The 24,722-nt window shown below is 53.1% G+C and carries 21 protein-coding genes; 9 read left to right on the top strand and 12 right to left on the bottom strand.

The annotated features are described in order from the left end of the window. Positions 1-360: 360 nt before the first annotated feature. Both CEK71_RS22900 and CEK71_RS20420 read left to right on the top strand, forming a co-directional pair. On the top strand, positions 361-612 hold the full coding sequence (locus tag CEK71_RS22900) for a hypothetical protein (RefSeq protein ID WP_198328359.1): 252 nt from the start codon (positions 361-363) through the stop codon (positions 610-612). A gap of 1 nt (position 613) precedes the next feature. After that, positions 614-943: a hypothetical protein gene (locus CEK71_RS20420; RefSeq protein ID WP_088621105.1), complete on the top strand. Its 330-nt coding sequence runs from the start codon at positions 614-616 to the stop codon at positions 941-943. Between the two features lie 65 nt (positions 944-1,008). Here the strand turns inward: CEK71_RS20420 and CEK71_RS20415 are convergent, their stop codons facing one another. The 3 genes from CEK71_RS20415 to CEK71_RS20405 form a co-directional block, all read right to left on the bottom strand. Beyond that, positions 1,009-1,368 (bottom strand): hypothetical protein, encoded by a 360-nt coding sequence (locus CEK71_RS20415; RefSeq protein WP_088621104.1) that lies wholly within the window; start codon positions 1,366-1,368, stop codon positions 1,009-1,011. A gap of 78 nt (positions 1,369-1,446) precedes the next feature. Beyond that, positions 1,447-1,848, bottom strand: a complete 402-nt coding sequence (locus tag CEK71_RS20410) for a hypothetical protein (protein ID WP_088621103.1) — start codon at positions 1,846-1,848, stop codon at positions 1,447-1,449. A gap of 49 nt (positions 1,849-1,897) precedes the next feature. After that, positions 1,898-2,392 carry a metal-dependent hydrolase gene (locus CEK71_RS20405; RefSeq protein ID WP_088621102.1) on the bottom strand — a complete coding sequence of 165 codons (495 nt, stop codon included), beginning with the start codon at positions 2,390-2,392 and terminating at the stop codon, positions 1,898-1,900. 464 nt (positions 2,393-2,856) lie between these two features. Between CEK71_RS20405 and CEK71_RS20400 the strand changes: the two genes are divergently transcribed. Next, positions 2,857-5,145 carry a multicopper oxidase family protein gene (locus CEK71_RS20400; RefSeq protein WP_088621101.1) on the top strand — a complete coding sequence of 763 codons (2,289 nt, stop codon included), beginning with the start codon at positions 2,857-2,859 and terminating at the stop codon, positions 5,143-5,145. Positions 5,146-5,333: 188 nt separating this feature from the next. Then, the gene (locus CEK71_RS20395) at positions 5,334-6,044 is read left to right on the top strand and encodes a helix-turn-helix domain-containing protein (protein WP_088621100.1); all 711 of its coding nucleotides are present in this window, start codon (positions 5,334-5,336) and stop codon (positions 6,042-6,044) included. A 451-nt stretch (positions 6,045-6,495) separates the two neighbouring features. Here CEK71_RS20395 and CEK71_RS20385 read toward each other — a convergent pair whose 3' ends face one another. After that, positions 6,496-8,292, bottom strand: a complete 1,797-nt coding sequence (locus CEK71_RS20385) for an ankyrin repeat domain-containing protein (RefSeq protein ID WP_088621098.1) — start codon at positions 8,290-8,292, stop codon at positions 6,496-6,498. A 616-nt stretch (positions 8,293-8,908) separates the two neighbouring features. Here CEK71_RS20385 and epsC point away from each other — a divergent pair. The 3 genes from epsC to CEK71_RS20370 all read left to right on the top strand — a co-directional run bounded on the left by epsC (position 8,909) and on the right by CEK71_RS20370 (position 12,590). After that, positions 8,909-9,868, top strand: coding sequence for a serine O-acetyltransferase EpsC (gene epsC, locus CEK71_RS20380; protein ID WP_088621097.1), 960 nt, complete (start codon positions 8,909-8,911; stop codon positions 9,866-9,868). Positions 9,869-10,051: 183 nt separating this feature from the next. Beyond that, complete coding sequence (locus CEK71_RS20375; RefSeq protein WP_088621096.1) at positions 10,052-10,969, top strand: family 2A encapsulin nanocompartment shell protein; 918 nt, start codon at positions 10,052-10,054, stop codon at positions 10,967-10,969. Then, entirely contained in the window at positions 10,956-12,590 is a 1,635-nt protein-coding gene (locus tag CEK71_RS20370; protein WP_088621095.1) for a family 2A encapsulin nanocompartment cargo protein cysteine desulfurase, read from the top strand. Before CEK71_RS20375 ends, CEK71_RS20370 begins: the two co-directional genes overlap by 14 nt. Before the next feature lie 162 nt (positions 12,591-12,752). On the opposite strand, the gene CEK71_RS20365 is transcribed toward CEK71_RS20370, so the two are convergent. Continuing rightward, positions 12,753-15,488: a COR domain-containing protein gene (locus CEK71_RS20365; RefSeq protein WP_157679487.1), complete on the bottom strand. Its 2,736-nt coding sequence runs from the start codon at positions 15,486-15,488 to the stop codon at positions 12,753-12,755. Between the two features lie 717 nt (positions 15,489-16,205). Between CEK71_RS20365 and CEK71_RS20360 the strand changes: the two genes are divergently transcribed. Beyond that, positions 16,206-17,294 (top strand): efflux RND transporter periplasmic adaptor subunit, encoded by a 1,089-nt coding sequence (locus CEK71_RS20360; protein WP_088621093.1) that lies wholly within the window; start codon positions 16,206-16,208, stop codon positions 17,292-17,294. A gap of 524 nt (positions 17,295-17,818) precedes the next feature. Here the strand turns inward: CEK71_RS20360 and CEK71_RS20355 are convergent. From CEK71_RS20355 to CEK71_RS20335, 5 genes are all read right to left on the bottom strand, one after another. Next, positions 17,819-19,381 carry a tyrosinase family protein gene (locus tag CEK71_RS20355; RefSeq protein ID WP_088621092.1) on the bottom strand — a complete coding sequence of 521 codons (1,563 nt, stop codon included), beginning with the start codon at positions 19,379-19,381 and terminating at the stop codon, positions 17,819-17,821. 404 nt (positions 19,382-19,785) lie between these two features. After that, positions 19,786-20,853: a nucleotidyltransferase domain-containing protein gene (locus CEK71_RS20350; RefSeq protein WP_088621091.1), complete on the bottom strand. Its 1,068-nt coding sequence runs from the start codon at positions 20,851-20,853 to the stop codon at positions 19,786-19,788. Further along, positions 20,850-21,764 (bottom strand): HprK-related kinase A, encoded by a 915-nt coding sequence (locus CEK71_RS20345; protein WP_088621090.1) that lies wholly within the window; start codon positions 21,762-21,764, stop codon positions 20,850-20,852. Before CEK71_RS20345 ends, CEK71_RS20350 begins: the two co-directional genes overlap by 4 nt. A gap of 3 nt (positions 21,765-21,767) precedes the next feature. Continuing rightward, on the bottom strand, positions 21,768-22,061 hold the full coding sequence (locus CEK71_RS20340; RefSeq protein ID WP_088621089.1) for an HPr-rel-A system PqqD family peptide chaperone: 294 nt from the start codon (positions 22,059-22,061) through the stop codon (positions 21,768-21,770). Positions 22,062-22,076: 15 nt separating this feature from the next. Beyond that, positions 22,077-22,586 carry a hypothetical protein gene (locus CEK71_RS20335; protein ID WP_088621088.1) on the bottom strand — a complete coding sequence of 170 codons (510 nt, stop codon included), beginning with the start codon at positions 22,584-22,586 and terminating at the stop codon, positions 22,077-22,079. 642 nt (positions 22,587-23,228) lie between these two features. Between CEK71_RS20335 and CEK71_RS20330 the strand changes: the two genes are divergently transcribed. Further along, entirely contained in the window at positions 23,229-23,453 is a 225-nt protein-coding gene (locus CEK71_RS20330) for a hypothetical protein (RefSeq protein ID WP_088621087.1), read from the top strand. 7 nt (positions 23,454-23,460) lie between these two features. Here the strand turns inward: CEK71_RS20330 and mtnC are convergent, their stop codons facing one another. Continuing rightward, positions 23,461-24,150: an acireductone synthase gene (mtnC, locus tag CEK71_RS20325; RefSeq protein WP_088621086.1), complete on the bottom strand. Its 690-nt coding sequence runs from the start codon at positions 24,148-24,150 to the stop codon at positions 23,461-23,463. Further along, the gene (locus CEK71_RS20320) at positions 24,147-24,707 is read right to left on the bottom strand and encodes a 1,2-dihydroxy-3-keto-5-methylthiopentene dioxygenase (protein ID WP_088621085.1); all 561 of its coding nucleotides are present in this window, start codon (positions 24,705-24,707) and stop codon (positions 24,147-24,149) included. The genes mtnC and CEK71_RS20320 overlap by 4 nt, the downstream gene beginning before the upstream one ends. Positions 24,708-24,722: the final 15 nt, after the last annotated feature.

Raw genomic sequence — 24,722 nt, 5'->3', positions numbered from 1 at the left:
GGGTTGGTGGCAAAAAAGCAAGGTTATGGGGCAAATGGCGGTGAAGCTGGCTGTTGGGGGCAGTAGCCGCATATCCCTATTTTTGCGTAAGTGTAACGGTTCACATTCCAGTGAACTGGCTGCACTTACGCGGCCTCCGGCAATTCTTTTACGTCCCTGAGGGGATGACGGATAATTAATGTGTTGCCGTACATTTTTAGCAAGAAGACCCAAAAACCCTATAAAGCCAACCCAAAAATGCTAAATAAACCTATAGGTTGTCCATTGCAAGGTTTAGTAGTCATTATATCGGGTGTTGCCCTTTTTTGGGATAGCTTGAGTTAGAGGTTACGGGCATAAAATGCCGCCTTGGGTAGTTGAGTGGGTAGGCCTAATTATGCGTTAATAGCCGTTTTGCTGACTTTCCGTAATCCGCCTATGACTGCTAGCCTGTCTATCGCCACTATCCGCAAAGCCGTTGATGCCGCTTATGGCAAACAGATGATGCCGAGCGGTTTGTCCGCTATCAGGAACTGCTGGCGGCCAGCGCGGTATAGCGTGTCCGCAGGGTATAATGGCAACGGAAAAAGTGCATTGCGTTGGGCAGGGCGGGATAAACCAAGGAATCTATAAGATGAGATTAAAAGATAAAGATGTTGAAGTCGGTTATTTATATTTGACCAGCGCCAAGCAATACCGTGCGGTATTGGCGATGAAGGGCGGGTTTATGATTTACGCGCCTAGTTTGGAAGGATGTGCATTAACAGGGGCAGTGGTAAAAATGCCTTTTGAGAATCAGCCGTTTAAAAAGTGCCAAACCGTTACCTTTGCCAAAAAGGATTATCAGGTGTTTGCTTTTAATGGCACGGAGGCGGTCAAGCATCGGTTGACGGATGTGCAGTTAACGGAAATAACCGCCCAGTGTAATGCCAAGTCGGCGATTGCCGCCCTGTTAGCCGGATAAGGCGGTTACAAAATAGTTACAGTATGGGCAGCTGCCCACACCCGAAGGGCTGCGTTCTAATTGGCCTATGTTAGTTCATGCCCTTCGCCTCTTCGGACGATGGCTAAGCCGTGCATTTGGTTGAGCAGGCTTTGGATTGTCCATTCCAGTTGGTCTTGGTTGCACCAGTAGGTTCCGATGATGCCGTAGCACTTGTAAGCGGACACATTGAAACCTTCTTCAATATCATTAAACCAGACGACTTGCCGCCCGATGACTGCAACGGCCCAAAAACCGCCGCCCCTGCTGCCGTAGGGCTCTTGCTGCCATTTTTCGGGTGTGATTTTAATCATGTCCCAAAATTGGTGTTGCTCAGGATTCATCCGTACTTCCGCTTCGTTGAGATAATCCCGCAGTTCTGCTTCTGTGAGGGCTTGCCAAGTCATGGTGATCCGCCTGTTGTGCAATGGGTCGGGCGGTAATTCTCCGGCTTTCCCCCCACCTCAGCAAGGTTTTCCCTCCCATTAGCCCCCTTCTTCGCCGAGACAATAATAAGCGCCGTTGCTTTTGTAGCCACAATCCGTGCCGCAATGGTATTTGCTGTCGCTTTTGTAGCCGCAATTGTCGCCGCAATGGTAGTTGCCGTCGCTTTTGTAGCCGCAGTTGTTGGGGGCGGGGTTATTGGTAGCGGGTTGGGTGTGTTCTTTGGGTTTTTCGCCCGTTTCGCCGAGGCAGTGGTAGTGGCCATCGCTTTTGTAGCCGCAATCCGTGCCGCAATGGTATTTGCTGTCGCTTTTGTAGCCACAATCGCTGCCGCAATGGTAATGGCCGTCGCTTTTATAGCCACAGTTATCCGCCGCATGGGCGTTAAAGCCAAGGGCTAAGGTTGCCGCTAACAGGGTAAGGTAGATGAGGTTTTTTTTCATGGGGGCCTCTATAAGTTAGGTGAGTGATTTGATGGTTGGGCGGGCTGCTTTAACGTGTCCTGCGGCGGTAGAGCAGTAAGGCCCAGAGCCATAACGCCAACTCCAGGGCGAAAGACCAATGAAAGATGAAGTTCAGCCACCAAGGGTGGTAGCGGGCAGGGACGCTAAACAGGCTAAAAGGGCGGTCAATTAGGGGGGCGAACCACCAGATGTCGCCGACGATGCTGTCCAGCAGCAGGTGAGTGAATCCGCCCAGACAGAACACGAAGGCTAGGGCAGCGTGGCGGCTGGTTGTGCTGATGGCCGACCAGGCGGCGGTTAAGGCCAGCAGGGCTAACCAGACGCTAGGGAAATGCGGCCAGTAGGTGTGGTGGTGGTGCTGGCGGTGGTCGGCAAAGTGGAAATACAGCATGTCCAAATCGGGGGCTAAGGCACCGATAATGGCGGCGGCAAAAAAGGCCGGGCGTGCTATGCCCCGTGCGGTGCGGATGCGGTATAAAAATGTCGCAAGCAGGTAGCCCGATGGGGCATGGCCGATCATCATAAGGGGTATTGGGGGTTATGGGTTAGTGGCGGGCAGAAAGCGGTTTAATCCGGTGTCTGATGATTAGGTTGCCCAAAAAATACCCACTTGCGCCTTAACTTAGCCGATAGTCTCTGTTTATGGGTGGTGGCTGAGTGTGGCTAAGCATCTATAGGCGCTGATACTTTAGCAGTCGCTTGCTCAAGTGCTTAAAAATATTTTCCTATGTGCTTAATTAGTGCTAATATCCACAATATTATTAAGGTTAATAGGGCGGCTTAAGGTGAGAGGGGCGGGCGGCTTTGTTGGCGGAACGGCATTTTAATAGGGCGTTAAGCGCTTTGTTAACCCCATAGTGATTTGGCAGTAAGCCGTTATGGGCGGTGTCTTTGGGCGATAAGGTTAAGTTGCCCGCTGGAGATTCTGCCGAATAAGCATAAAGGTAGTCTTGAAAACACAACCGTTAAGAACTTAATGAGGTCTATATGTTTGAGAATGATTTGCCGCTTACAAAATTCTTTATCACCACTGTCATCGACCAGCCGACTGAGTTGACAGTTAAGATACAAAGCCGCCGGGCGAAGCTGTCTGATAACCCGGCTAATACTCCGGCTATGCCCAATGTTTGGCGTTATGTCATTGCCAAAGAGGCTTGGCAATTGGCGGGTACGACACCGGAGGATAACGATAATTTGCTGGAGACCCCTATCGGCCCGATTATCAAGGTTAAGCGCGGTACGCCTTTGACGGTGACTTGGGTGAATGAATTAGGCCAAGACACCGGGGGCATGGGCGGTATGATGCCGCCGGGCATGGCGATGGGCGGGGCGGCGGATTTGCCGGGTTTGGCGATGCCGCCTATCAATCCGTTGCCGATGGCTTACGCCAATGCTGAGATGTTGATGATGAACCCTTCGGTGGGTGTGGTTACCCATTTGCATGGCGGCCAAGTTCCCGCAGCCAGTGACGGCTGGCCGTTGGCGCCGCTAAGTTATCCGGGCAATCCCTTTCAGGATGCCTGCGGCGAGGCGTTTCCGGTTGAAAAAACGGTGCTTTATCCTAACAACCAACGCGCCGCGATGCTGTGGTTTCATGATCACGGTATGGACAATACCGCCCCGCAAGTCTATGCGGGATTGGCGGGGCTGTATTTTATTGTTGACGGTTCTGATGAGGCGTTGGCGCAGCTGATGAATGCGTACAATACCAAGCAAAATGGCCAAGCCCCCAGTGACGAGATAGTGGAAATACCGTTGGTGCTACAGGATAGGATGGTGGACGGTGATGTGTGTTGTGTGGATTATTGGGCGGGAATTCCGACCCAGGTTGACTACAGCAAACCGGACGCGCCAGTGCTGAATAAGGTGCGGCCTGAATTTTTGGGTGAGACGGTGTTTGTTAATGGCCGTGCTTGGCCGCGCCATAACGTGACCCAAAAAGTGTACCGTTTGCGGCTCTTGAACGGGTCTAATGCGCGTACTTATGCTTTGGCGTTAATCAATCCGACTCCGTGGACGGCTACGCCTAACGGTAGGGCCAATAAGATAGCGTATAGCGATTTATTGACGGTGATCGGCAACGAGACGGGGCTTTATGCCAGTAGCCGGACGCTGGGCGAAAAAGATTATTTGCTGTTGGCGCCGGGTGAGCGTTTGGATGTGTTGTTGGATTTGACGGGCATCTGTGCGCATGAGGTCAGTAAGCTGCGTTTGGTTAATCTGGCGGTGCAGTCGGTGTTTAATAACGAATGGCCGGAAGCGATTTTCCAAACGGAAGACCAGTCCATTTATCGTGTGCCTAATAACTTCACCTTACCTAAGGGCGTTTTAGACCAAGGCTCTGTTTGGCTGAATACGCTATTGGCGGTTAAACAAGCCAATGTCATGCAGTTCTGTATCGTGCCTATCGGCGCGGACGCTTGTGCTTGTGCATCGGCTAATCCGCAATTAGCCCTTAATCGACTGGCGTTTAAGGCCGATCTTGAGGATTTGTTGGTGACGTATGCCCAGCAGGACACGGTGTTTGATGATCCGGGGCAAAAGGCGTTAACGGCGGGTGGGGCGGTGGTGGCGGAAAACCGTTTGGTGCTGTTGATGAACAACACCAATCCGGTAGCGCCACCTAAGCCGGGCGAGCCTGCTAATAAGTTTACGCGAGGGGATTGGCAAGATACCCAAATCTGGGAAATGCTGGCCGCCGATGGCAATACAGATAACGCGTTTAAGTTACCGTTTAGTGTGCCTTTGGATACAAACGGCATAGGTTCTGCCAGCGGCTACCAGCCTTATCGGGTCGCCCGTTCGACGTTTTTGGTGGCGGGCGCTACGCCTATCGCCAGAAATGGCCAGAGGGCTTACGCGGATTTGCATCCCCCGACTTTTACGCCCACGGCGGGGACTTACGAGCGTTGGTATGTCGCCAATATCGGTAACTGGCAACCGGGGACGGACGCAGCGGCCGGTACGCCCGATATGCACCCTTTCCACATCCATTTGGTGAGTTTTGTGGTGTTAAGGCGGTTTAGCTTTCAGGCGGTTGATGCCAGTAATCCGGTGGATTATCAGTTTGTCGAACAGCCTTTGGCGGCGGGGTATGACAACAATATCCGCCATGATACGGTGAGGATTTATGCCAACGAAATGGTCGAACTGTTGGTGTATTTTCCGGCCAGCCCGTGTTGCGGTGTCAACTATACGGGCCGTTACCCTTACCATTGCCATTTGGTTGAGCATGAGGACATGGGCATGATGCTGCATGTTGAGGTTCTGCCTTAGGGTCGGATTCTTCTTTGGAGCGCGGGCAAGATGCCCGCGCTCCAAGATATTGCTTGCCGCTAACGCCCATCTGGCTTTACTGCTTGTCGCCCCGCTACGTTTTTGCTACATTGCCCTTCTATTTATAGGGTATTGTCTGCGCCTCTGCCCTTACCCGCCATCTTTTTTAGTCTAAGGATAGATCCGCTATGTCCAATACTCTGCTGGCTAAGTCGGCCATCACTTGCGAAAACTGTAATCTTGAGCGTTTGTGTATCCCCAAAGGCCTGAAAAGGTCTGACATCGGCGATTTAAAGCTGGTGGTCAACCGGAATAATATCCGCCAAAAAGGTGAGGCGATTTATCATGCGGGCAGCCCTTTCCGGGGTATTGTGGCGTTGCGGTCGGGGAGTGCGAAGTTGTTGAGTTTTGACCGCAACGGCAATGAGGTGATTGTCGATTTTATTTTGCCGGGCGAATTGTTAGGTTTTGACGGGGTGTCTTTGCAGGCGCATAACTGCACGGCGGTGGCGTTGGAAACGGTCAATTTCTGCCATTTGCCGACCCAGCAGATTGCCGCCTTGTCGGCCAATACGCCGGGGTTTTATCAGGTATTGCTGCAACGCTCTTGCAGCCAGTTCGATGCCCAAGTGGAGAAGGTCATGCTTAGCCGCCGTTCCGCCGAGGCGCGGGTGGCGGCGTTTATTGTGCAGATTTCCGAACGCCTGAAATTGCGCGGTTATTCGGACACGGAGTTTAGGTTGAGCATGTCGCGGGAGGAGATCGGCAACCATTTGGGTATTGCCCATGAGACGGTGAGCCGGATTTTCCATCATTTCCAGGCACTGGACATTGTCGAGGTCAGGACGAAGCGGCTGAAGATACTGGACAAAAAAAAGCTGTTTGGCTTTTTACACTAACTAAAAGCCAAACAGCAAGAAGAGGAAGGATTTCATAACAAATAAGGGTTCGCTTTGCCAAGGCGGGTGGGTTAGGAACGCGCATAAAATAAAATCTGTTGAACAGGCGAAAGTACGGCAACCCCCTCCCAGCCTCCCCCTTGGCAGGGGGAGGGGCATTTTCCCCTTGATTTTCGCCTGTATGACGGGGAAGCCATAAGCTCCCTCCCCTGCCAAGGGGAGGGCTGGGGTCACTGCCATTAAGTTAAGGAAATTCTGTTCAGAAACAATGTTTTTTCTTCCTTTTATGGAAGTTCAGCAACCCCCTTGCCGATGTCTTTTGTCTGGGCGGGTTACGGTGCTTTCGTTCCAAGCAAGGGGGTTAGGGGGTTGGGCGGTGGGAAAAATGCTGGGATTGGGTGGGGACGTTGTAGGGCAATGGGCGGCCCTAATAACATACTAAAAAAACCACTTATTTTATAGTCGCATCCAATGCTTTTAACCTATCTTTATCAAGCTTGTCATTACAAGAATAATTTCCTAATGGTGTGTGGGTTTGTTTATCATTAGCCCCACGCTTAGGGACAAGACCTTTATCAAGCAAATATTTGACTATATCGGGTTTACAGTTTGATGCCGCATTAGACACTAAATCAATGGCATTACCGTCGCCGTCATGCTCAGCAAGTACCGCACCTTTGCGGTACAGGGCTTCCACCAAAGCCAAATCGCCATACTCAATGGCCTTTACCATTACACGGGCATTATGCAAATCCGCTCCCTTTTCGATCAGCAGCTTGGTCATTGGGTTAAAGGGGTTTGCCGAAGGGTACTGCGTATTGTCTTCTGGGTCAATGGTTGCGTATAGGCTGCTACGCTGTTTATGAATGCGAAAACTCAGTGTCAATGGTGTATCCCAGTAATTCTTAACCTGTGCATTAATATCTACTCCTGCTTTAAGCAAGGATTTAACCATAGCGATATTATTGGCCTGTACTGCATAATGTAGCGGCTGGGAATCGCCTGATGCCACCAGCCGCGCACCGTGCGCAAGCAAAGCCTTAAGGATGGCTGGTGTACCCCGTTCCGCTGCCCACAGTAATGGGGTCATTTGAGTGTCGGATATTTCGTTAACATCGGCATGATGTTGCAATAAGTGTTTTACCCGCCGTAAATTCCCGTCCATAACAGCCTTATGCAAGGGCGGTTGTTGCAAATACCCCGAATTATCATCGGCTTTAGGGTATAGCAAGCCTTGGCTACCGGACTGCCACGTTTTACCGCCATTCGTAGAGCGGTATACCCCACCGCCTTGCCAAGCGGCAAACACTATTTGTGGGTTGTCAGGGGCGACCGCCATGGCCGTGGCAAACCACGAATCCGGCAACTCCTTACCCGCTGGCCGCCATGATGCGCCGTAATCGTCGCTGACTAAAAATCGGCTCCGGTCAACACTACTGCGGGCACTGTCAAAACGTGAAAACCTATCGCAATTGACATAGACCCGATTGGGGGCGGAAGGGGCGACGGTATAATTGCCGCAAATGCCGTCAATTTCTTGCCAGTTGGCGCCATCTTCCGAAGTCATCAAGCCCAAGCCATGGGCATATAACAACGGTTTAGCCCTTTTCGTAACCGTAAGCTCCCTCATAGGCACAGGCTTGCCCTCATAGGTCAAGCCCGTTTTAAGCTCCCGCCAACTGGAGCCGCCATCCATTGATTGCAGTATACCGCGCTTGGTTCCTGCAAAAACCCAGCGCGGGTCTTGGGGATCATAAGCCACACTATAAACCCCAGTGCCGGAATACACAGGCCGCCACTCCTTGCCGCCGTCCTCGCTCAAACACAAGCCCCGCTCCACACTGGCGACGATGAGGTTATTGGGGGTTTGAGGGTTGATAGCAACGGCATTAACGTTAAGAAAGCCGTTAATCTGCTGCCATGAACGCCCGGCATCCGTAGATTTATAAAGGCCTAGAGGTTCTAAAAATGTCTTGGTATAAAGGATATTCGGATGCAGCGGGTCAACAACAATTATGCCTATTCCCTGTAGTTCGGTACTTTTATTCAGATATTGCCAAGAGTTGCCCCGATCCGTACTTTTAAATATCCCTTCATAACGGGTGCCGACATAAAGGATACGCGAATTGCTGGGTGCAATCGCCAAAGCGGTGATTTCCGGTCCTACGGCCATTGGAAAGCTGGCATAAGCACTGGGCAGACCAGCAATGACAAGGGTTAAGATAAATAAACAGGCGCGGGTCAGCATAAGTTAATCCTAATGAGGGATGGGTAACACCGGAATGCAATGATCCAAGGCTATGGCTTAGGCCAAACAGTTTCCAGGCGGTTTTCATATCCAGAGATTAATTTTAACATAGGAAATTCATTTCTTAGGTATTGCCACGATTTATTTATTACCTTAGGCATTGTGCAGATAGCTATGGCTTGGAAGAAGACGTAGTTTCTGCACGCTTTTTTGCCCAACAGCAATCCGTTCGGCTTAGTGGGTTTTATTGCTCAGCGATAGGCTTTAAAGTAGGTATTTCGACGCTGGCGATATTGGAAAATGTCGGGCAAAACCGCGTGCAAGGCCTACGCGACATTCTTCACCGAACGGCACGGCAAACACTGACCGCCTACCAACACCACCCCAACAGCCTTTGCTCAAAGGCCAGCATAATCCCCCATCACCACCCCACAAAGCCATTAAAATTCAATCAGATAAAAACATGGTACGGCAAGTGCAATAGTTTTTACAACGACGGATTTTTTAGCCTGCGGCAAGCATAAGCCTAAGCCTAAGCGCGATCCGTTAACGTGTAACGGCTGGCGCGTCCGGCCAAACTTTCAACGGCTTGACGACCTAAAGGAGATGATAAGCCATGACTAGCCCACTAACGATTGATAAAAACTGGGGCATTGAGACGATAGTGTCGGAACTTAGGGTGTTGCGTGACCAGGCGTTGGCGAACCGCCACCGCCAAGACCGCCCGCCGAAAATGCCTTCGCGCAAGGCTTTGCAGAGCATTATGGAAGGCTTGTCGGCGGTGTTGTTTCCTAACCGCCTCGGTTCGGGCGAGCTGAGCGATGATGGGGTCGATTATTTTGTCGGCCATAGCTTAGATGTGGCGTTGCGGGCGTTGTATGAGCAATTGCGTCGGGAATGCCGTTTCCACGCCGAGCAGCAAGCGTTGTTTGACATTGATTGCGGCCATCAAGCCGCTGCGATTACCCGCCAGTTTGCCGCGCAGTTGCCGGCCATCCGCGCTTTGCTCGACAGCGATTTGGTCGCCGCTTATGAAGGTGATCCGGCGGCGACGGGCTTGGATGAAGTGTTGGTGTGTTATCCGGGCTTGACCGCGATTATTTACCACCGTATCGCCCACGCCCTGCATCGGCTGGGGGCTTCGTTGGTGGCGCGGATGATCGCGCAAATCGCCCATTCTCTGACGGGCATCGACATCCATCCGGGCGCGGTGATTGGGGCGCGTTTTTTCATCGACCACGGCACGGGGGTGGTGATTGGCGAAACGGCGGTGATTGGCGAGCATGTCCGCTTGTATCAGGCGGTCACCTTGGGGGCGAAACGCTTCCCGAAAGTCGCCGACGGCAGTTTGCTGAAAGGCAATGCCCGCCACCCGATTGTCGAAGATGATGTGGTGATTTACGCGGGCGCAACCTTGCTGGGGCGTATCACCATCGGCAAAGGCTCGTCGATAGGCGGTAATGTCTGGCTGACTCATAGCGTCGCGCCCGGCAGCACCGTCACCCAATCGCAGGTCAATAATGAGCCGCAAACTTATAAGCCGCCGCTTAATGGGCTAAGCGCCCAGTTGCAATAAGGAACATGTATAAAATTAAGTAGGCGTTCCATTGCACCTCTGCGTGTTAAACCCCACCCCAGCCCTCCCCTTGGCAGGGGAGGGAGCTTGTGCCTTCCCCGTCGTACAGGCGAAAGTTAAGGGAAAAAACCTCAAACAGGCCAAAAGCCACTATAAAACTCCAACCACCACCAAGGAAACCTAATGTCCGATATACATGAAGCCCATACCGCGTTAAGCGACGTCGCCGCGCGTACTTTAGCCAACGCCACCAAAACCGTGCCGATGATGTCTACCATCACGCCGCGCTGGCTGGTGCATCTATTGCAATGGGTGCCGGTTGAGGCGGGTATTTACCGCGTCAATAAAGTCAAAAACGAGCAAGGCATTGCGGTGGACTGCTCCAATCTTGACGAACGGGTGTTGCCGCAAACCTACGTCGATTACGAAGAATGGGGCCGCGAATACCGTTTGGGCGCGGTTAACAGCGTTGTCGATATCCACACCCGCGTCTCGGATTTGTACAGCAGCCCGCATAACCAAATCCAAGAGCAGTTGCGTTTGACCATCGAAACCATTAAAGAGCGCCAAGAAAGCGAGTTGATTAACAACAGCGAATACGGCTTGCTGCATAATGTCGCCCCCGCCAGTAAAGTGCAGACCCGCACGGGTGCGCCGACCCCAGATGATCTGGACGAATTGTTAACTAAAGTCTGGAAACAACCGGCCTTTTTCTTGGCGCATCCGCTGGCGATTGCCGCGTTTGGCCGCGAATGTACCCGCCGGGGCGTACCGCCGCCAACCGTTACCCTGTTCGGTTCGCCGTTCATCACTTGGCGCGGTGTGCCGCTGATCCCTTCGGATAAGGTCAGAATCACTAACGGCAAGACCAATATCCTGTTGCTGCGCACGGGCGAAAGCCGTCAAGGCGTGGTCGGTTTGTACCAGCCGAATCTGACCGGCGAGCAAAGCATGGGCTTGTCGGTGCGCTTTATGGGCATTAACCATAAAGCCATCGCCTCTTATCTGATTTCCCTGTACTGCACCTTAGCGGTACTGACTGACGACGCACTCGCGGTGCTGGAGAACGTCGACGTGGGCAAATACCATGACTACCAATAATCCCGATGCCACGCTTGCCGCGTTCAGCCAGGGCGAGACCGGGCTGTCGGTTGCGCAAATCGAACGCTTGGCTAACCAACTGTTCGCCGCTTTGCCGGGTGCGGCAGATAACGGCGCGTTGGGTTTTGTGCCACCTGCGTTAGCACCGCAGGCGGAAGCCCACCCGCGGGCGTTCGCTTGTGCGGCACGGCTGGCCGATTTGTCCGGCCAAGCCGGGCGCATCGCCGCCGACGCGCTCACCGCCAGTAATGTGCAGGTGCAAGTGCAGGAATTGTTCGCCAGCTTTCCGCAGCCTCAGGTTAAGCTGACCCCCGCCGCCACCGAGCCGCCGGGCTTTTATTTCTTGGAAGAAATTCCGGCCTTTGCCAAGGCCTTACAGCCAGCGGCGGCGGCTAGCCCGTCTGCGTTTGATGTGCGGGCGGTACGGCGCGACTTTCCGATTTTGCAGGAGCGCGTCAATGGTCGGCCTTTGGTGTGGTTGGACAATGCCGCGACCACCCAAAAGCCGCAAAGCGTGATTGACCGGATCAGCTATTTTTACCAGCATGAAAACTCCAATATCCACCGCGCCGCGCATGAGCTGGCGGCGCGCGCCACCGATGCTTACGAAGGGGCGCGTAATACCGTCGCCCGCTTCATCAACGCCGCCGCCAGTGAGGAGGTTGTCTTCGTGCGCGGTGCGACCGAGGCAATTAATTTGGTGGCGCAATCATGGGGGCGGCAGCATCTAGGCAAAGATGACGAGATTGTCATCACTTGGCTGGAGCATCACGCCAATATCGTGCCGTGGCAACAGCTTTGCCAAGTCACCGGGGCGCGGTTGCGCGTCGCCCCGGTCGATGACCAAGGGCAAATCATTCTGGAAGAATACGAGAAGCTGCTGAACCCGCGCACCCGTTTGGTCGCCTTTACGCAAGTGTCCAACGCCTTGGGTACGGTCACGCCCGCGCGGGAAATGATCGCGCTGGCGCGTCGCCACGGGGCGCGGGTGTTAGTAGATGCCGCGCAATCGGTGGCGCATTTGCGGGTGGATGTCCAGGCTTTGGATTGTGATTGGCTGGTGTTTTCCGGCCATAAAATCTTCGGCCCGACCGGGATAGGGGTGCTATACGGCAAGCGCGAACTGCTTAACGCCACCCAACCTTGGCAAGGCGGCGGCAATATGATTGAAGATGTGACCTTTGAGCAGACCCGCTACCACCCTGCCCCCGCCCGGTTTGAAGCGGGGACGGGCAATATCGCCGATGCCGTCGGTTTGGCCGCTGCGTTAGATTATGTGCAGGCTTTAGGGCTGGAGGCGATTGGGCAGTATGAGCATGAGCTGCTGACCTACGCCACCCATGTCTTGCAAGACATCCACGGTTTGCGCTTGGTCGGCACAGCGGCGGATAAGGCCAGCGTGTTGTCGTTTGTGTTGGCGGGCTTTAGCACCGTGGAAGTCGGTACGGCTTTGAATAAAGAAGGTATCGCGGTACGCTCAGGCCACCACTGCGCCCAACCGATATTGCGCCGCTTTGGCTTGGAAAGCACGGTTCGGCCTTCTTTGGCGTTTTATAATACTTATGAAGAGATTGATTTGTTGGCGAGTGTGTTACGGCGGCTTAAGGCGGGTGGGCGGTAGGGGAAACTGGCGTTTTTCGCGTAGGTCGGGCAGGCGGTTTTGCCCGACATTTTCCATTGTCGCCTGTTACAAAATATCCGCCTTAAGGCCTCTATGGTTGGGTGGGGGCGTGGGTGGCCGATGGGCTTTTGTCGGGCAAAACAGCGTGCCAGACCTACGGCACTACAACGCCAGCAACTGCACCGCAATATCCAACACGGGCTTGGCGATTTCGCCTAGGGTTATCACCGTGTCTTTGATCTTTTTCAGGCCGTAACTCAGGTCGTCTTTATCCAAGCTGGTGCTGGCCTCGCGTAAAATCTCGGTGGGGCGGGTCAGGGCTTTGGCTTGGTCGGCGGGGATTTTGGCGTTTAAGTCCTCAATTTCTTTTAATAATTGCGCCAATAGGGTGGTGGTTTGGGTGTCGGCTGTGGTGGTGTTGAAGCTGCCACTGATGGTATTGGCGTTTATGGCGTGGCCGTGTATCGTGCTGTTGTTGATGGTTTGGTTTTTGTTGCTGATATTGCCAGCGGCGACTTGGGCTTGGTCTTTAATAGCGCCTTCTATATAGGTTGTAGTCTGGATTTGTCGGGTATCGCTCATGTGGATGTCCTCTGCTTGGTGAACGGTAGAGTTATGGTAATGATGTGAGATGGCTTGGTATTGCGCTTTGGGTAAAATCCAGCCTAGGACTTGCCCTAAATCATAGTCGAAACCCAATGGTGAGGTATAAGACCGCTCGCCCTTATTGGCCGAAGCACATAGCTGTTTATAAGGGGCTTTTTCTTCCGGCAAGCCTAGCCTATTGCTTCGGCAAGCCGCTAAAGGTAGGGCTATCATTTCATGATAGACTAAGTCTAAACGCTTCAATATCCGCACCACCTCGGCGTTTAATAGGCTAAGGTAATCCTTGGCATCTGCGCCCTGTACGGTGATTGACAATACCCGGTCGTGATAGTCGACTTTTGCTAGGGCTTGTGCCTGATAGGTTTTGTTGGCCAGCAACACTCCACATTGCCAGACATTCTCGCCGACAATTTCCTCATGGCGGCTAACGATCAGCTCCGGCATGACGTGGCGCGGTAAAAAGCCCCGAAATACAAACTCAAACGCTAAGCCGCCTGTTTTGGCAAAAGGGATGTTGCTGGGCTGGTCGCTAGGCAATAGCTCAGGGATTATCAACGTGCCGCGTTTTAAAGGATAGGCAAGTTTAAACTCCTGCATGGCATCCATAATAATGGTGCGGCATTTGTCTTTAGGGTATTCCAGTTTTTTGCCTTGCTCATCAACAATGGGTTTATTGTGTAATACCGCCACCACTTCTGTATCTGTCAACCGTGCTTGGCGATGGTACATTAAGGTATAGACCCCGTGTGTTAGCCAACGCGGGTTCAGGATGTAGTCATCCAGATAGGCTAACTGCGGAAAGTGGATTACCACCCCCAACTTATCCAAAATATCCAACAGCCATGCCCGATTTTGTACACCGTCTTCACCTATACCGTGGCGTTGGCACAGGGCGGTAAATTCGTCTTGTTTTAAAAATGCCGATTGGGCTTGATAGGGGCGTAGATCTTGCAAAACCGCGAACTGTTCTTTAGTGAACAGCATTTGGTGGGTGCCGACTTGGCGCAGTTGTTCGCAAAAGTCTTCTTGAAAACTGGCGAACTTGTTCTTATAAGTCGTTTGCGCTTGGGTGCAGGACAACGGATAAAAGCCAACAATGCTCGGATACTTGCCCTGCAAATAGGCCATATTCAGATTAACGCTGGCTAGGTCAGCTTTGTTGCCGACTATCATTACCGGGGCATTGCCGCCAAAGCTTTTGACATGTTGCAGCCAGTATTCCGCCTGTTCGTTGCTGTTAATCTCGCTACGCGCATTCAGCACCAGCACATACAGGCAAGAAGAACGTAAGAAAAACTGGTGCGTGGCATGGGCCATGACCTGCCCGCCGAAATCCCAGAAATGCGCTTTGATGTCGGTATCGGGTACAGGCCAGTCGCGGATGTCGATGCCTGCGGTCATTGGTTCTTTGCCTGCCACTACGGGTTCGTTATGCAGGGCGCGGATGAGTGAGGTTTTACCCGCTTCGCCGTAGCCGATAAAAATGGCGCGGACGCGGTTGAGGGGTTGGGTGGCGGTTTTTGCTACCAGATTTTTTAGGTAGGCGTTAATGGCGGCTACGCCTTGGCTTTCGATTTCTTTGGGGATGTTAACCCATTGCTTCAGTAAGCTGACATCTATGGGCTTGCCTTGTAGCCGATCTTCGTACCAGTCTAGCCAAACCTCAAACCTTGCGTTTAGGCTTAAGGTATCGTCTTTAAAGTCATTAAGTGATTTTATCCAGTCTTTTGGGGGCGATATTGACCATAGTGGAGTATGTAAAAGTTCTTTGGCTGTCAATTGATCAATTAAAATTAAATCTGCTTGAATTTCTTTTAGTATAGTTGTGTTGGTGTTGGCGATGGCGTAGACGTAGGTGGCGGTCTCGGCGGAGGCATCGGCGGCATTGATGGCATTGGCGGCGGTGTAGGCATTGGCGATGGCGTAGGCAGTGCCGGCGGCGATGATGGCGTTGGCGTTGGTATTGGTGGCGAAGGCGGCTGCGGCGTTGGCTGCGGCGTAGATATTGGTGGCGAAGGCTGCGGCGTAGATATTGGACGCTGAAACGCGCCACATACATGCAGCATAAGCCCTTAAGAGTGAAGCTAAATACGCTTGCTTATTTTCTTCTTGCCAAAACCCAAACGCCTCCCTCTGCTTTTTAACCGAAAAACTCGGTTTCTGTGGCTTCACCTGTACCGCTAACAATGGCAGCATCCGCATTGCCGAACGTACCGCAAACGCAACTTGTTGCTCTTGGCTCTTGCCCTTTAGCCGTGCTTTTACTTCTGCTCTAAATTTCTCTGTATCCATCACTCCCCGCACCCCAATAAACCCATTTGCCCCTAAGCTTATCCCAAACCCGCTGTTATTACCATCCGCCCCACAACAAAAATCGCTTTCTTTAACACTGCTGGCCTATAGTTTATTACGCTATAGGTGTTGCGTTTGTTCTTTGGGCGAAGACCCGTACCCTTCGGCTTCGCTCAGGGAACGGGTCTTCGCTCACGGCAAGTCAGAGATAAAAATGTTGTGCTGGTTCCCAAGCCGGAGCTTGGGAACCAGCGTCTGTAATATTATTCGGGGTGGATTTTATGAAAAACTTGATCATCAATTGATAGGTGCAAGCTGGTTCATTTAAACCAAATCCTAAACCGACCTATTGGGCATTTCAGCCGAGGCAGAATAAAGTAAGGTTTTTGTTATTTTCAAACCCGTAGGATTTTCCGGGTAACTGCCTTATAAAAACTAAGTGATTGATCTTTCTACGCCCGCCGCACCAAAAAACGTAATTATTTTACGGTTTAATAGCAAGCAATTGATTTTATAAAGCTTTAAAAAGCAATAGCCTTTTTTAAAAGTTAATCCCCCCGAATTTACCGCGCCGAAATACGCGGCAAATCCCACCCGCCTGTATGGGCGCGACAAAATGGCATGATTATTGGATAGGCCTCTTTAGCCACCGTTAACCGATGGGCTGGGTCTGTCGGTTACGTCCTTTTTGTCTTATTCACTTAAGCCACCCTAAATATGATTACTAAAGCATCTGTCATTCTGGCCTTGGTTGCGACGTTGTTAAGCGCTTGCCATCCAGAAGAACCTGAAAAACCGGAGGCCGCCCCGGTATTGGAGGCCACTACACCGTTCCGTGAGGATACCTTTGTGACGAAAGAATATGTGTGCCAGATCCATGCGATTCGGCATATCGAGATTCGGGCGTTGGAGAGGGGGTATTTGCAGGACATTTTTGTCGATGAAGGCCAATGGGTGCATAAGGGGCAGGCGATGTTCAAGATTATGCCCAATATCTACCAAGCGGAGTTGTTAAAGGCGAAAGCCGAAGCCAATAACATGAATATCGAATACCTGAACACCAAGGGCTTGGCGGATAAAAACATCGTGTCGGCCAATGAATTGGCGTTGGCGAAAGCGAAGTTGGATAAGGCCAATGCCGAGGTGACGATGGCGGAAACTCACTTGGGTTTTACCAATATTAACGCGCCGTTTGACGGCATTATGGACCATTTAGCAGCCCGAAACGGCAGTTTGCTGGATGAGGGGTCTTTGTTGACCACCTTATCGGACATCAGCAAGTTATGGGTGTATTTCAACGTGCCGGAGGCGGAGTATTTGGAATATAAAACCCATAATTCGGGGGATGAACGTACTAAGCAAGTGCAGTTGCGGATGGCGAACGGCGCAGTGTTTAACCAGCCCGGGGTGATTGAAACGATTGAGGCGGATTTTGATAATACGGCGGGGAATATCGAGTTCCGCGCGACCTTCCCTAATCCTGACCGCACCCTGCGCCATGGGGAGACGGGGACTATTTTGATGGTTAAGCCTTATAAAAATGCCTTGCTGATTCCGCAAAAAGCGACCTTTCAGGTGATGGATAAGACCTATGTGTATGTGATTAACAGCGAAGGCAAGCTGGAGCAACGGCTGGTCACGGTTGAAGTCGATTTGCCGCATTTGTTTATTATTAAAGACGGCTTGAAAGATGACGACAAGATTTTGCTTGAGGGCTTGCGTAAGGTACATGCGGGCGAAGAAGTGAAGATTGATTTGAAGCCGCCTGCAAAAGTGCGTTCGGAGTTGGAGTTGTATACGGAGTAAGTGACCATCTGCTGTACTGGCGATAGTACGGCAACCCCCTCCCTCCTGAGCGAAGCCGAAGGGCTCCCCCTTGGCAGGGGGAGGGGCTTTTTCCTCCCATTTTCGCCTGTTCGACGGAGAAGCCATAAGCTCCCTCCCCTGCCAAGGGGAGGGCGGGGGTGGGGTTTAATTCACGAATGTTCTCTCCTTCCCACACAGCGCGTGGGAACGAGTCTGATTAAAATCGCTTAGCCATAAGCATAAGTCATTGATTTTATTCTCCCCACCCCAGCCCTCCCCATCAGGGGAGGGAGCCGTCTTACCCTACACGCGTGTGTTTTTAACAAACTCCCTACCCTATTCAGGGCGGGCTTTATGAAAAACTTGATGATCGAGTTTAAACTCCAGGCTTATCCCAACCCACACCACTAAAACCATACAGGGCGCGAAGCCTGCCGGGCTATTGCCCAGTAAACTCCGCGCCCTGCACGAAAAAAATACCTTCAGCAACGCCAGCTCAACTAAGCCTGAGCGGCGGCACCGTTTTATTTAGCCGGATCAACGTTAAGCAGCAAAATATTGCCGACCGTCACCTCACCCGCCGCACCTTGTTCCGGCGCGGTAGCGGCTTCGCTAGGCACAAACTGCACTTCCAAATCGGCGGCGGAAGTTAACCCCAACGCCTCCAACTCACTTTGGACATCATATTTCAACGTGCCGATATTCGCGGCCGCGTCGCCGTGCGGGTGGGCGGAATCAAACAGGCCAAAATAGTTGAAGGTGGCAATATACACCTTGCGGTCGGGAGACTTTTTATTGCTCAGATAAATCTCATAAGTCACGCCGGGCAGGGTTTTGGCATTAACATTCTCAATCACCAACAAGGCATGACCGGCCTTAACCCCAGCGGTTTTCGCATTGGCGGCCAATAAATTCATATTGCCCAACGCTTTTAGGCCACGTTTGACAACTTTTCCGGTTAACACGGTGGCTTCGGTGCTGGCCAGCGGGGCGGTCAACTTAAAGCTGGCGGCGGATTTGGCGGCGGCGGTCAGCGGCGGGGTGGCTTTCGGCATAGACGTTTGACAATTGTTTTCTTGGCTATAATGGGTGTCGATTTTCCCCGGCGTAAAGACATCGGCAATCGTCACCGTGACAGGCTGGCCGTTTTCATCGACAAACTGGTACTTAGTATCATACCAACTGTCAGGCATCCCCAGATTCTTTTTCGCCCACGCCAAATCAATGGTTTGGCCACCCGCTTGACGGTTCAGCCAGCATTGCCAGAAGCGGTCGATATTGGCGTGGTGCATATAAAATACCGGATCTAAGCCCGCCAACGGCACCAAACCCATATCGGGCGCCCTACAGCCAAAGCCCGTGCCGCAGTGCATCGCCCCATGCGGTTGGTTTTGGAGCTGATTGGAAAAAGGGGTAAAGTCGGTAAAATCAAAAGCTTGTTCCGCACTGGCGGTATTGGCGGGAATGGCGGTTTTATAGTCGTTCAGGCCGGGTGTGCGGAACTCGTCATACAGCGGCCCGGTTGACTTGCCACGCACCAACTCAGGTAACGCGACACCGACATCGTGTTCGCCCGTTTCTTGGTAGTAATCCCAATACGGCAGGTTAAAGTCGTCCGTACCGGACTGTTTGCGCAACATCCGCTCATAAAAATGCAGGTAAAGGCGATGCCAAGGCAAAAAGTTCAGGTTGCCATGCTGGCAAGTCCCCCAGATAGCATCGGTAAAACCGTCAGCGGGCACAGGGGTATCCGTCAGATGGCTGTAATAGCTGGCGCAGGTTTGGTTGCCGCCGCAACGGTTGGCGATTTGGGTCGGCACATACGTCGCCACAACACCCGACGAATTAGTGCCCAGGCCCAGATAGCCGTGGGTGTTCGCCCAGTATTGCCAACTGGCGCGGTAGGCGGTGCTGGTCGGGTCGGCGCTGTTATTGGCTTTCATCGCCGCGACCGCCTTTTGTAAGGCCGCGACTTTGGCGGGATCTTTGACAAACTCGGCGGCGCTGATGCGCACGGAACCGCCATAAGCCAGGGAGCTACAGACCATGGCAACAGCGGCAAACAAACAGGTTAAGGAAGGTTTCATAGGGGCTTCTCTCAGGTTATATCATCTCTCAGACGCACGGCGGGCTATTATTATGATGGAGCCGGTGCGGCGCTCTGCCCTGAACGGCTTCATCAGGGCGACGCAGTTTAGGTTGCAAAAGACCGCAACCTTGGACAGCATTTAAGCAAAATCAGAGAGCGAATAAAATTAACGATTACCTAAAATAAACATCACTATTCCACACATCGCCATGCAGATAATACAAGCTATTGATAAAAAAGACACTTTACCTTAGCCGCCGGAATGCTTTTCCTAGCTTTTTAGTCAGCATTTCCAACCACTAAGGCGATTTTTCACAAATCCGCGTGCTGATTCGGCAAACAATGCCGACTTAAGCATTTAAACGGAGCCAATGGCTAAAACAGGGCGAAACACCCAATCCCCTACTCCTTCGGCTCCCACAACACCTCCAGCGGCTTCAAGCTCTTGCGCAACAAATGCGGCACCAACAAGTGCAGCGGCATTTTCAGCCAATGCGAACGCATAAACAGCGCGGCTTCCGCGCAGTTGCTCCACGCGGTGCGGCAACTGTGGTGGTCGGGCTGCAAGGCACTGAGAAACAGCGCGTCGAACAACCACCAACGCACGGGGCTTAAGGCCAAATTTGCCTGCTCAAGAATGGCGGCAGGAATAGGCGTGTGGAGGATTTTTCCGGTATAGCGCAACGCCAAACTGACCGCCAAGGTCTGCTTAAGCTCGGCGGCGCGGCTGAGCAGAACTTCCCAAAAACCGGGCTGGGCGGAGAACTCTTTCAGCAGCAAATCCAAGTCGGTCAAGTCGCGGAAACCGTGGTTAAATTCGCCGCCCAAAAACAAATGCGCGGCGCTGTGGATAACCCGGTCTTCCGGAGCCAGTACCCAATAGCCGCCCGGAGTAGGGACGGCGCGGGCGAGCAGCTTGGCGGCATCGGGGCAAAACCGGCAGGTTTTCGGCAGGATATTATGGTGGACATCAATCGACGTTTGCCGCTTGATATGTTGCATGGGCGGGATTTCGTGCATCCATTGGCGGTAGTATTTTTGGTCGTAAGCGTCAATAGGGCCGGACGACCAACCCGCGCGTATCAGTGCCAACTCGACCTGCGCCAACTCGGCTTCAGGGACTAAAATATCCACATCGGAAAAAATCCGCCCTTGCGCCGCCGTGTTACCCGCCGCATGGTAGGCCGCGCCTTTGAGCAAAACCAAGGGGATACCCAAAGGCTGCAAGGCCGTGGCGATGCAGTCGATTTCCCATTGCAGCGAACTGCTAAAGCGGCGGGCAAAGGTCAGTTGGGATTGGATATGCACCAAAGCCGGGGCAGGCACGGCCACCGCCGCCAACACATAGCCCAGCCGCGCCAGCATATTGGCGTTGCGGGCTTGGCGGATGAGCAGGCTCCAGTCCGGCAACGCCAAGCCGAGTGCCGCCTGGGGGTTACTATAAACGCGGGTTAACAAGGGCAAGGTCATGGGCTGGGCGTGGCTAGGCGGGTAAACAGGGCGATGGCCTCTTCCAAGTCACTGTATTGGAATTGGTGGCAAGCGCAAACGTCGCACAAATCCCCCAAGGCGGCAAAACCCAGTTTGCCTAAGGCCGAATAATTAAAGCAATGTTCCGCCAATTCCAACAAGGTGCGGGCTTTGGACAACGGCTCCAGCACGGTTGTGGAGCCGACATAGTATTTGGGGAAAATGATCTGCGCCGCCCGCGCCGGGTAGGCGCTGGCGGCGACGCTGGCGGCGGGCGGGCGCAAATGGCCGACCGTGCCTTTTAAGGTGTCGTTGACGATGGGGCCGATGACCGCCTCGGCAGAAAAGGCGCGGATCACGTCCAGCGACTGGTTTTTTAAGCTGACCGGACGCGGGGCGGGGTAAATCAGGCCGTCGGCCATGCTCAGCAACGCCATTTCATCCGACAACAGCCGCCAGCCCCGGCACACCAAGGCGGCACACAGGGTGCTTTTGCCGCTGCCGGGGCTGCCGGGCAGAATAAAGGCCTGGCCGTTGTGTTCGACGACAGCGGCATGGATGATAAGGTATTGGTTGGATTGGCTGGCGATGCACCAGTTCAGCCCCCACTCAAAAAACGCCGCCGCTTGGGCGTAGGGCAAGGGCTTAAAAGGGCGGTGGCCGTCAAAACTAAAATTTACCTGCGGGTGCCAATAACGGCGCGGCGACCAAGGGGCTGTGAGTCCGACATGAAAATCAATAAACTGCCCGGCTTCGACAACGGCAAAATCGGGATACAGGCAAAGGATATGTTCGGCGACGCTGGCGATGGGCGAAACCACGCTGACGTTAAACGCGCCGATGCGCAAGGCTAAACCGTTCCCGGTCAGTGCCTGATGCACCGCTGCTGTTGATAGTGCGGATAAATTCACAGTTTAAGGGTGTTGCGTCACTGCCAAGAGGCCGAGGTGTTGGTAATTGCTGACCAAGGTGTCGAAAAAGTCCGCCACCACAAAATCATCGGGGAACTCAAAAGCGGCGCTGAGTTCGGCCAGCAATTGCGCACGGTTCATGGGGTGGGCGCTAACGGCCTTAAACAGCACCGCGCCCGCGTCGGCGATTAAATGGGTTGCGCCGATAAGGTCATGGTAGGCGACACATTCGTCGCCCCAAAAACGGCACAAAACGCTGCCGTCTTCGGGTAGGCCGACCGTATAGTCCTGAACCACGCGGCGGTGGCCCGGTTAAGGGAAGGTCGAATGGGTAAAGTAATACTGGGCGCTGGCATCGTCGGCAAACGGCGCGGGGTTGCCGTTGTACATAGTGACCACTTGTGCCGTTGTCCGGGGATATTTGTTGCTGATGGCCGGGGTTATGCTGTTGATATAGGCGGTAATATAAATGGCCTTTCTGGTAGTCCCCATCGCCGTCAGCAAGGTGGTGGTATCGGTACCGCCAAACAGCGTTTTAACCTGCGTAGAGCCGTTGATGGAGCCAAAGGCCCCACCGCCGGAAAAGACGGCGCTCAGCATGGTCGGGTTGTAAGTGCCCATCTTACAGCTACCGACCACCGTAGGGGAAGTATTGCCCGATATGGTTTGCGACATACACAAAGCCGGGGCATTGGCAAAAGCGGTCGGGCTGGTAAACGTCAACAGCACAGGGCTGATAGCCCCGGCTTTTTGCAAAAAGCGCCGTCTGCCAGTGACTTTGGCCTGCTCGGTAGGTTGTGTCTCAACAGTTTGATTGTTCATGTTAGTGTACCAGGGAAAACACATTGCTAAAAAGGGATGTTAACAGCATTTGACAAGCACGGGCCGCTTTATTAAGGCCGCGTTTTTACTGGCATAAACCTTTAAGCTGCCTTTAAAGGTTTATGCCCAAACCAGGTAAGGCTGCGATAGGTTTAAGGTTAACCATCCCGCCTGCGGTGGTAACTTTAGCAAAACCACCCACGACGCGGGCTATTGCCCGTTATGCCCATGCCAGCCCAAGCGACTTGCCCGCTGTACCTAAGCTGCCGCCCATCAACAAGAACATATTGTATTGCCACGCATCTTTTGCATTGTAACAGCGATAGTGTAGCGCGTCCACCCTCGCTTACTTAAGGATTAGAGTGGCTTTAAACGCTTGCCGTCCGTTAGGCCCCGCGTTTTTTTGCCCGCCCAAACCTAAAAAATCGGCGAACTGCCTATCAAAATTTTAAAATTCAGCCCTTATTCAGCAATAACGGCTTATCATACCCGCACATATACTGTGAACGGCCAAGTTTTCGGTTTTTAGTGGGAGGGAGCGCGGGCATCCTGCCCGCTAGTTGCGGTCAAGATGACCGCACTCCAGAAACCGAAAACTTGACCGATCAGAGTATAACCACCTGCTTTAACCAGGAGCCTGTCATGACCTTATTAAGCCCCAAAAAAGCCTTGTTAATCTTATTAATCCCTTTAGCGGCTAGCTTAAACGCCTGTGCGGTGTATCCGGCCTATGTCGCCCCGCGTCCGGTGGCAGTGGTGCGGCCTTATTATGCCCCGCCCGCCGTTGTCGTCCGTCCCGGCTACGTCCGTCCGTGGGGTGGCTATGGTTATCGCCGCTGGGGCGGCTGGCATGGCCATTGGCGGTAAACGCCCTTCAACCCGCCAACATTGCCCCGCTAATTTCGGCAAAGCTGCCAACTTGCCGATGTAGGCCTGTACCGTCCAAACCGCCGTCACGCTTTAGCCACACGGTCTGCAAACCCGCCGCCTGCGCCGCGTCCAACTCTTCCTTAATGTCGGATAAAAACAACAGCTCACTCGGCAGAAAAGGCAGCTGGGCAACAATGTTTTGGTAAGCCGCCACCTCGCGTTTCGCACCGACCAGGGTATCGAAATAACCGCTGAACAGCGGGGTCAAATCGCCGTATTCGGTATGGGCGAACAGCAATTTTTGCGCATGGACAGAACCGGACGAATAGACATATAAAGCCAGCCCCTGTTGCCGCCAGTGTTGCAGCTGCGTGGCGGCATCGGCATAAACATGCCCGTAAAAATCGCCCTGCCGATAACCCGCCTCCCAAATCAGCCCTTGCAACGCCTTTAACGGGGTGATTTTTTGGTCGGCATCCGCCCAAGCCAGCAATTGCCCGATCGCCGCTTCCGTGTCCAAGGCCTGCCCCGCCGCCGCAGCGGTGTCCGCCAACAACCCTTGTACCGCCGGGTCATCGGCGTGGCTACGGACAAACTCGGCCAAGTGCCGCCGGGCGTAAGGAAACAGCACCGCCTGCACAAATGCCAGCGACGAGGTGGTGCCTTCTATATCGGTGATAATCGCCTTAATCATGACAAGCCGGCCAGCGTTTGGTCTAAAGTAGGATACCCCGCGCCGATGTCGCTGCCGGTAAAAGTGGCGACCCAGCCGTCGGGGGTGGTGAACAGGCGGATCGCCTTTAACTGCGGCTCCGCGCCCAAATCAAACCAATGGCGGGTATGGGCGGGGACGCTAATTAAATCGCCCTGGCAGCACAACACGCTATAAACCTTATCGCCCACATGCAGATAGAACAAGCCGCAGCCCTCGACAAAAAACCGCACCTCGAAATCGTCATGGGTATGCTCAGCCAAGAATTTTTGCCGTAAGGCCACCTTATCGGGGTGCGCGGCGGTCAGGCTGATGACATCGACCGAACGGAAACCATACTGGTTTTGCAAACGCGCGATAGGCTCGGCGTAAGCCGCCAACACCGTGGCCTGATCGGCATCGGCGGCAAATTGGTAACTGGCTTCCCAGCGTTCAAACACCACGCCAATGGCTTGCAGTTGGGCGCTGATGTCGGCAAACTCAGCGTAACGCAAGCCTTGGTCGGGCTGATGTTCAGGGGAAATGGTCAATAAACTCATAGCATGTCGTCCTAT

Origin of the sequence: Methylovulum psychrotolerans (assembly GCF_002209385.1) — a bacterium.
Taxonomy (GTDB): Bacteria; Pseudomonadota; Gammaproteobacteria; order Methylococcales; family Methylomonadaceae; genus Methylovulum; species Methylovulum psychrotolerans.
The sequence above is the reverse complement of the archived record's forward strand: the minus strand, read 5'-3'. Positions and strand labels throughout refer to the sequence as shown.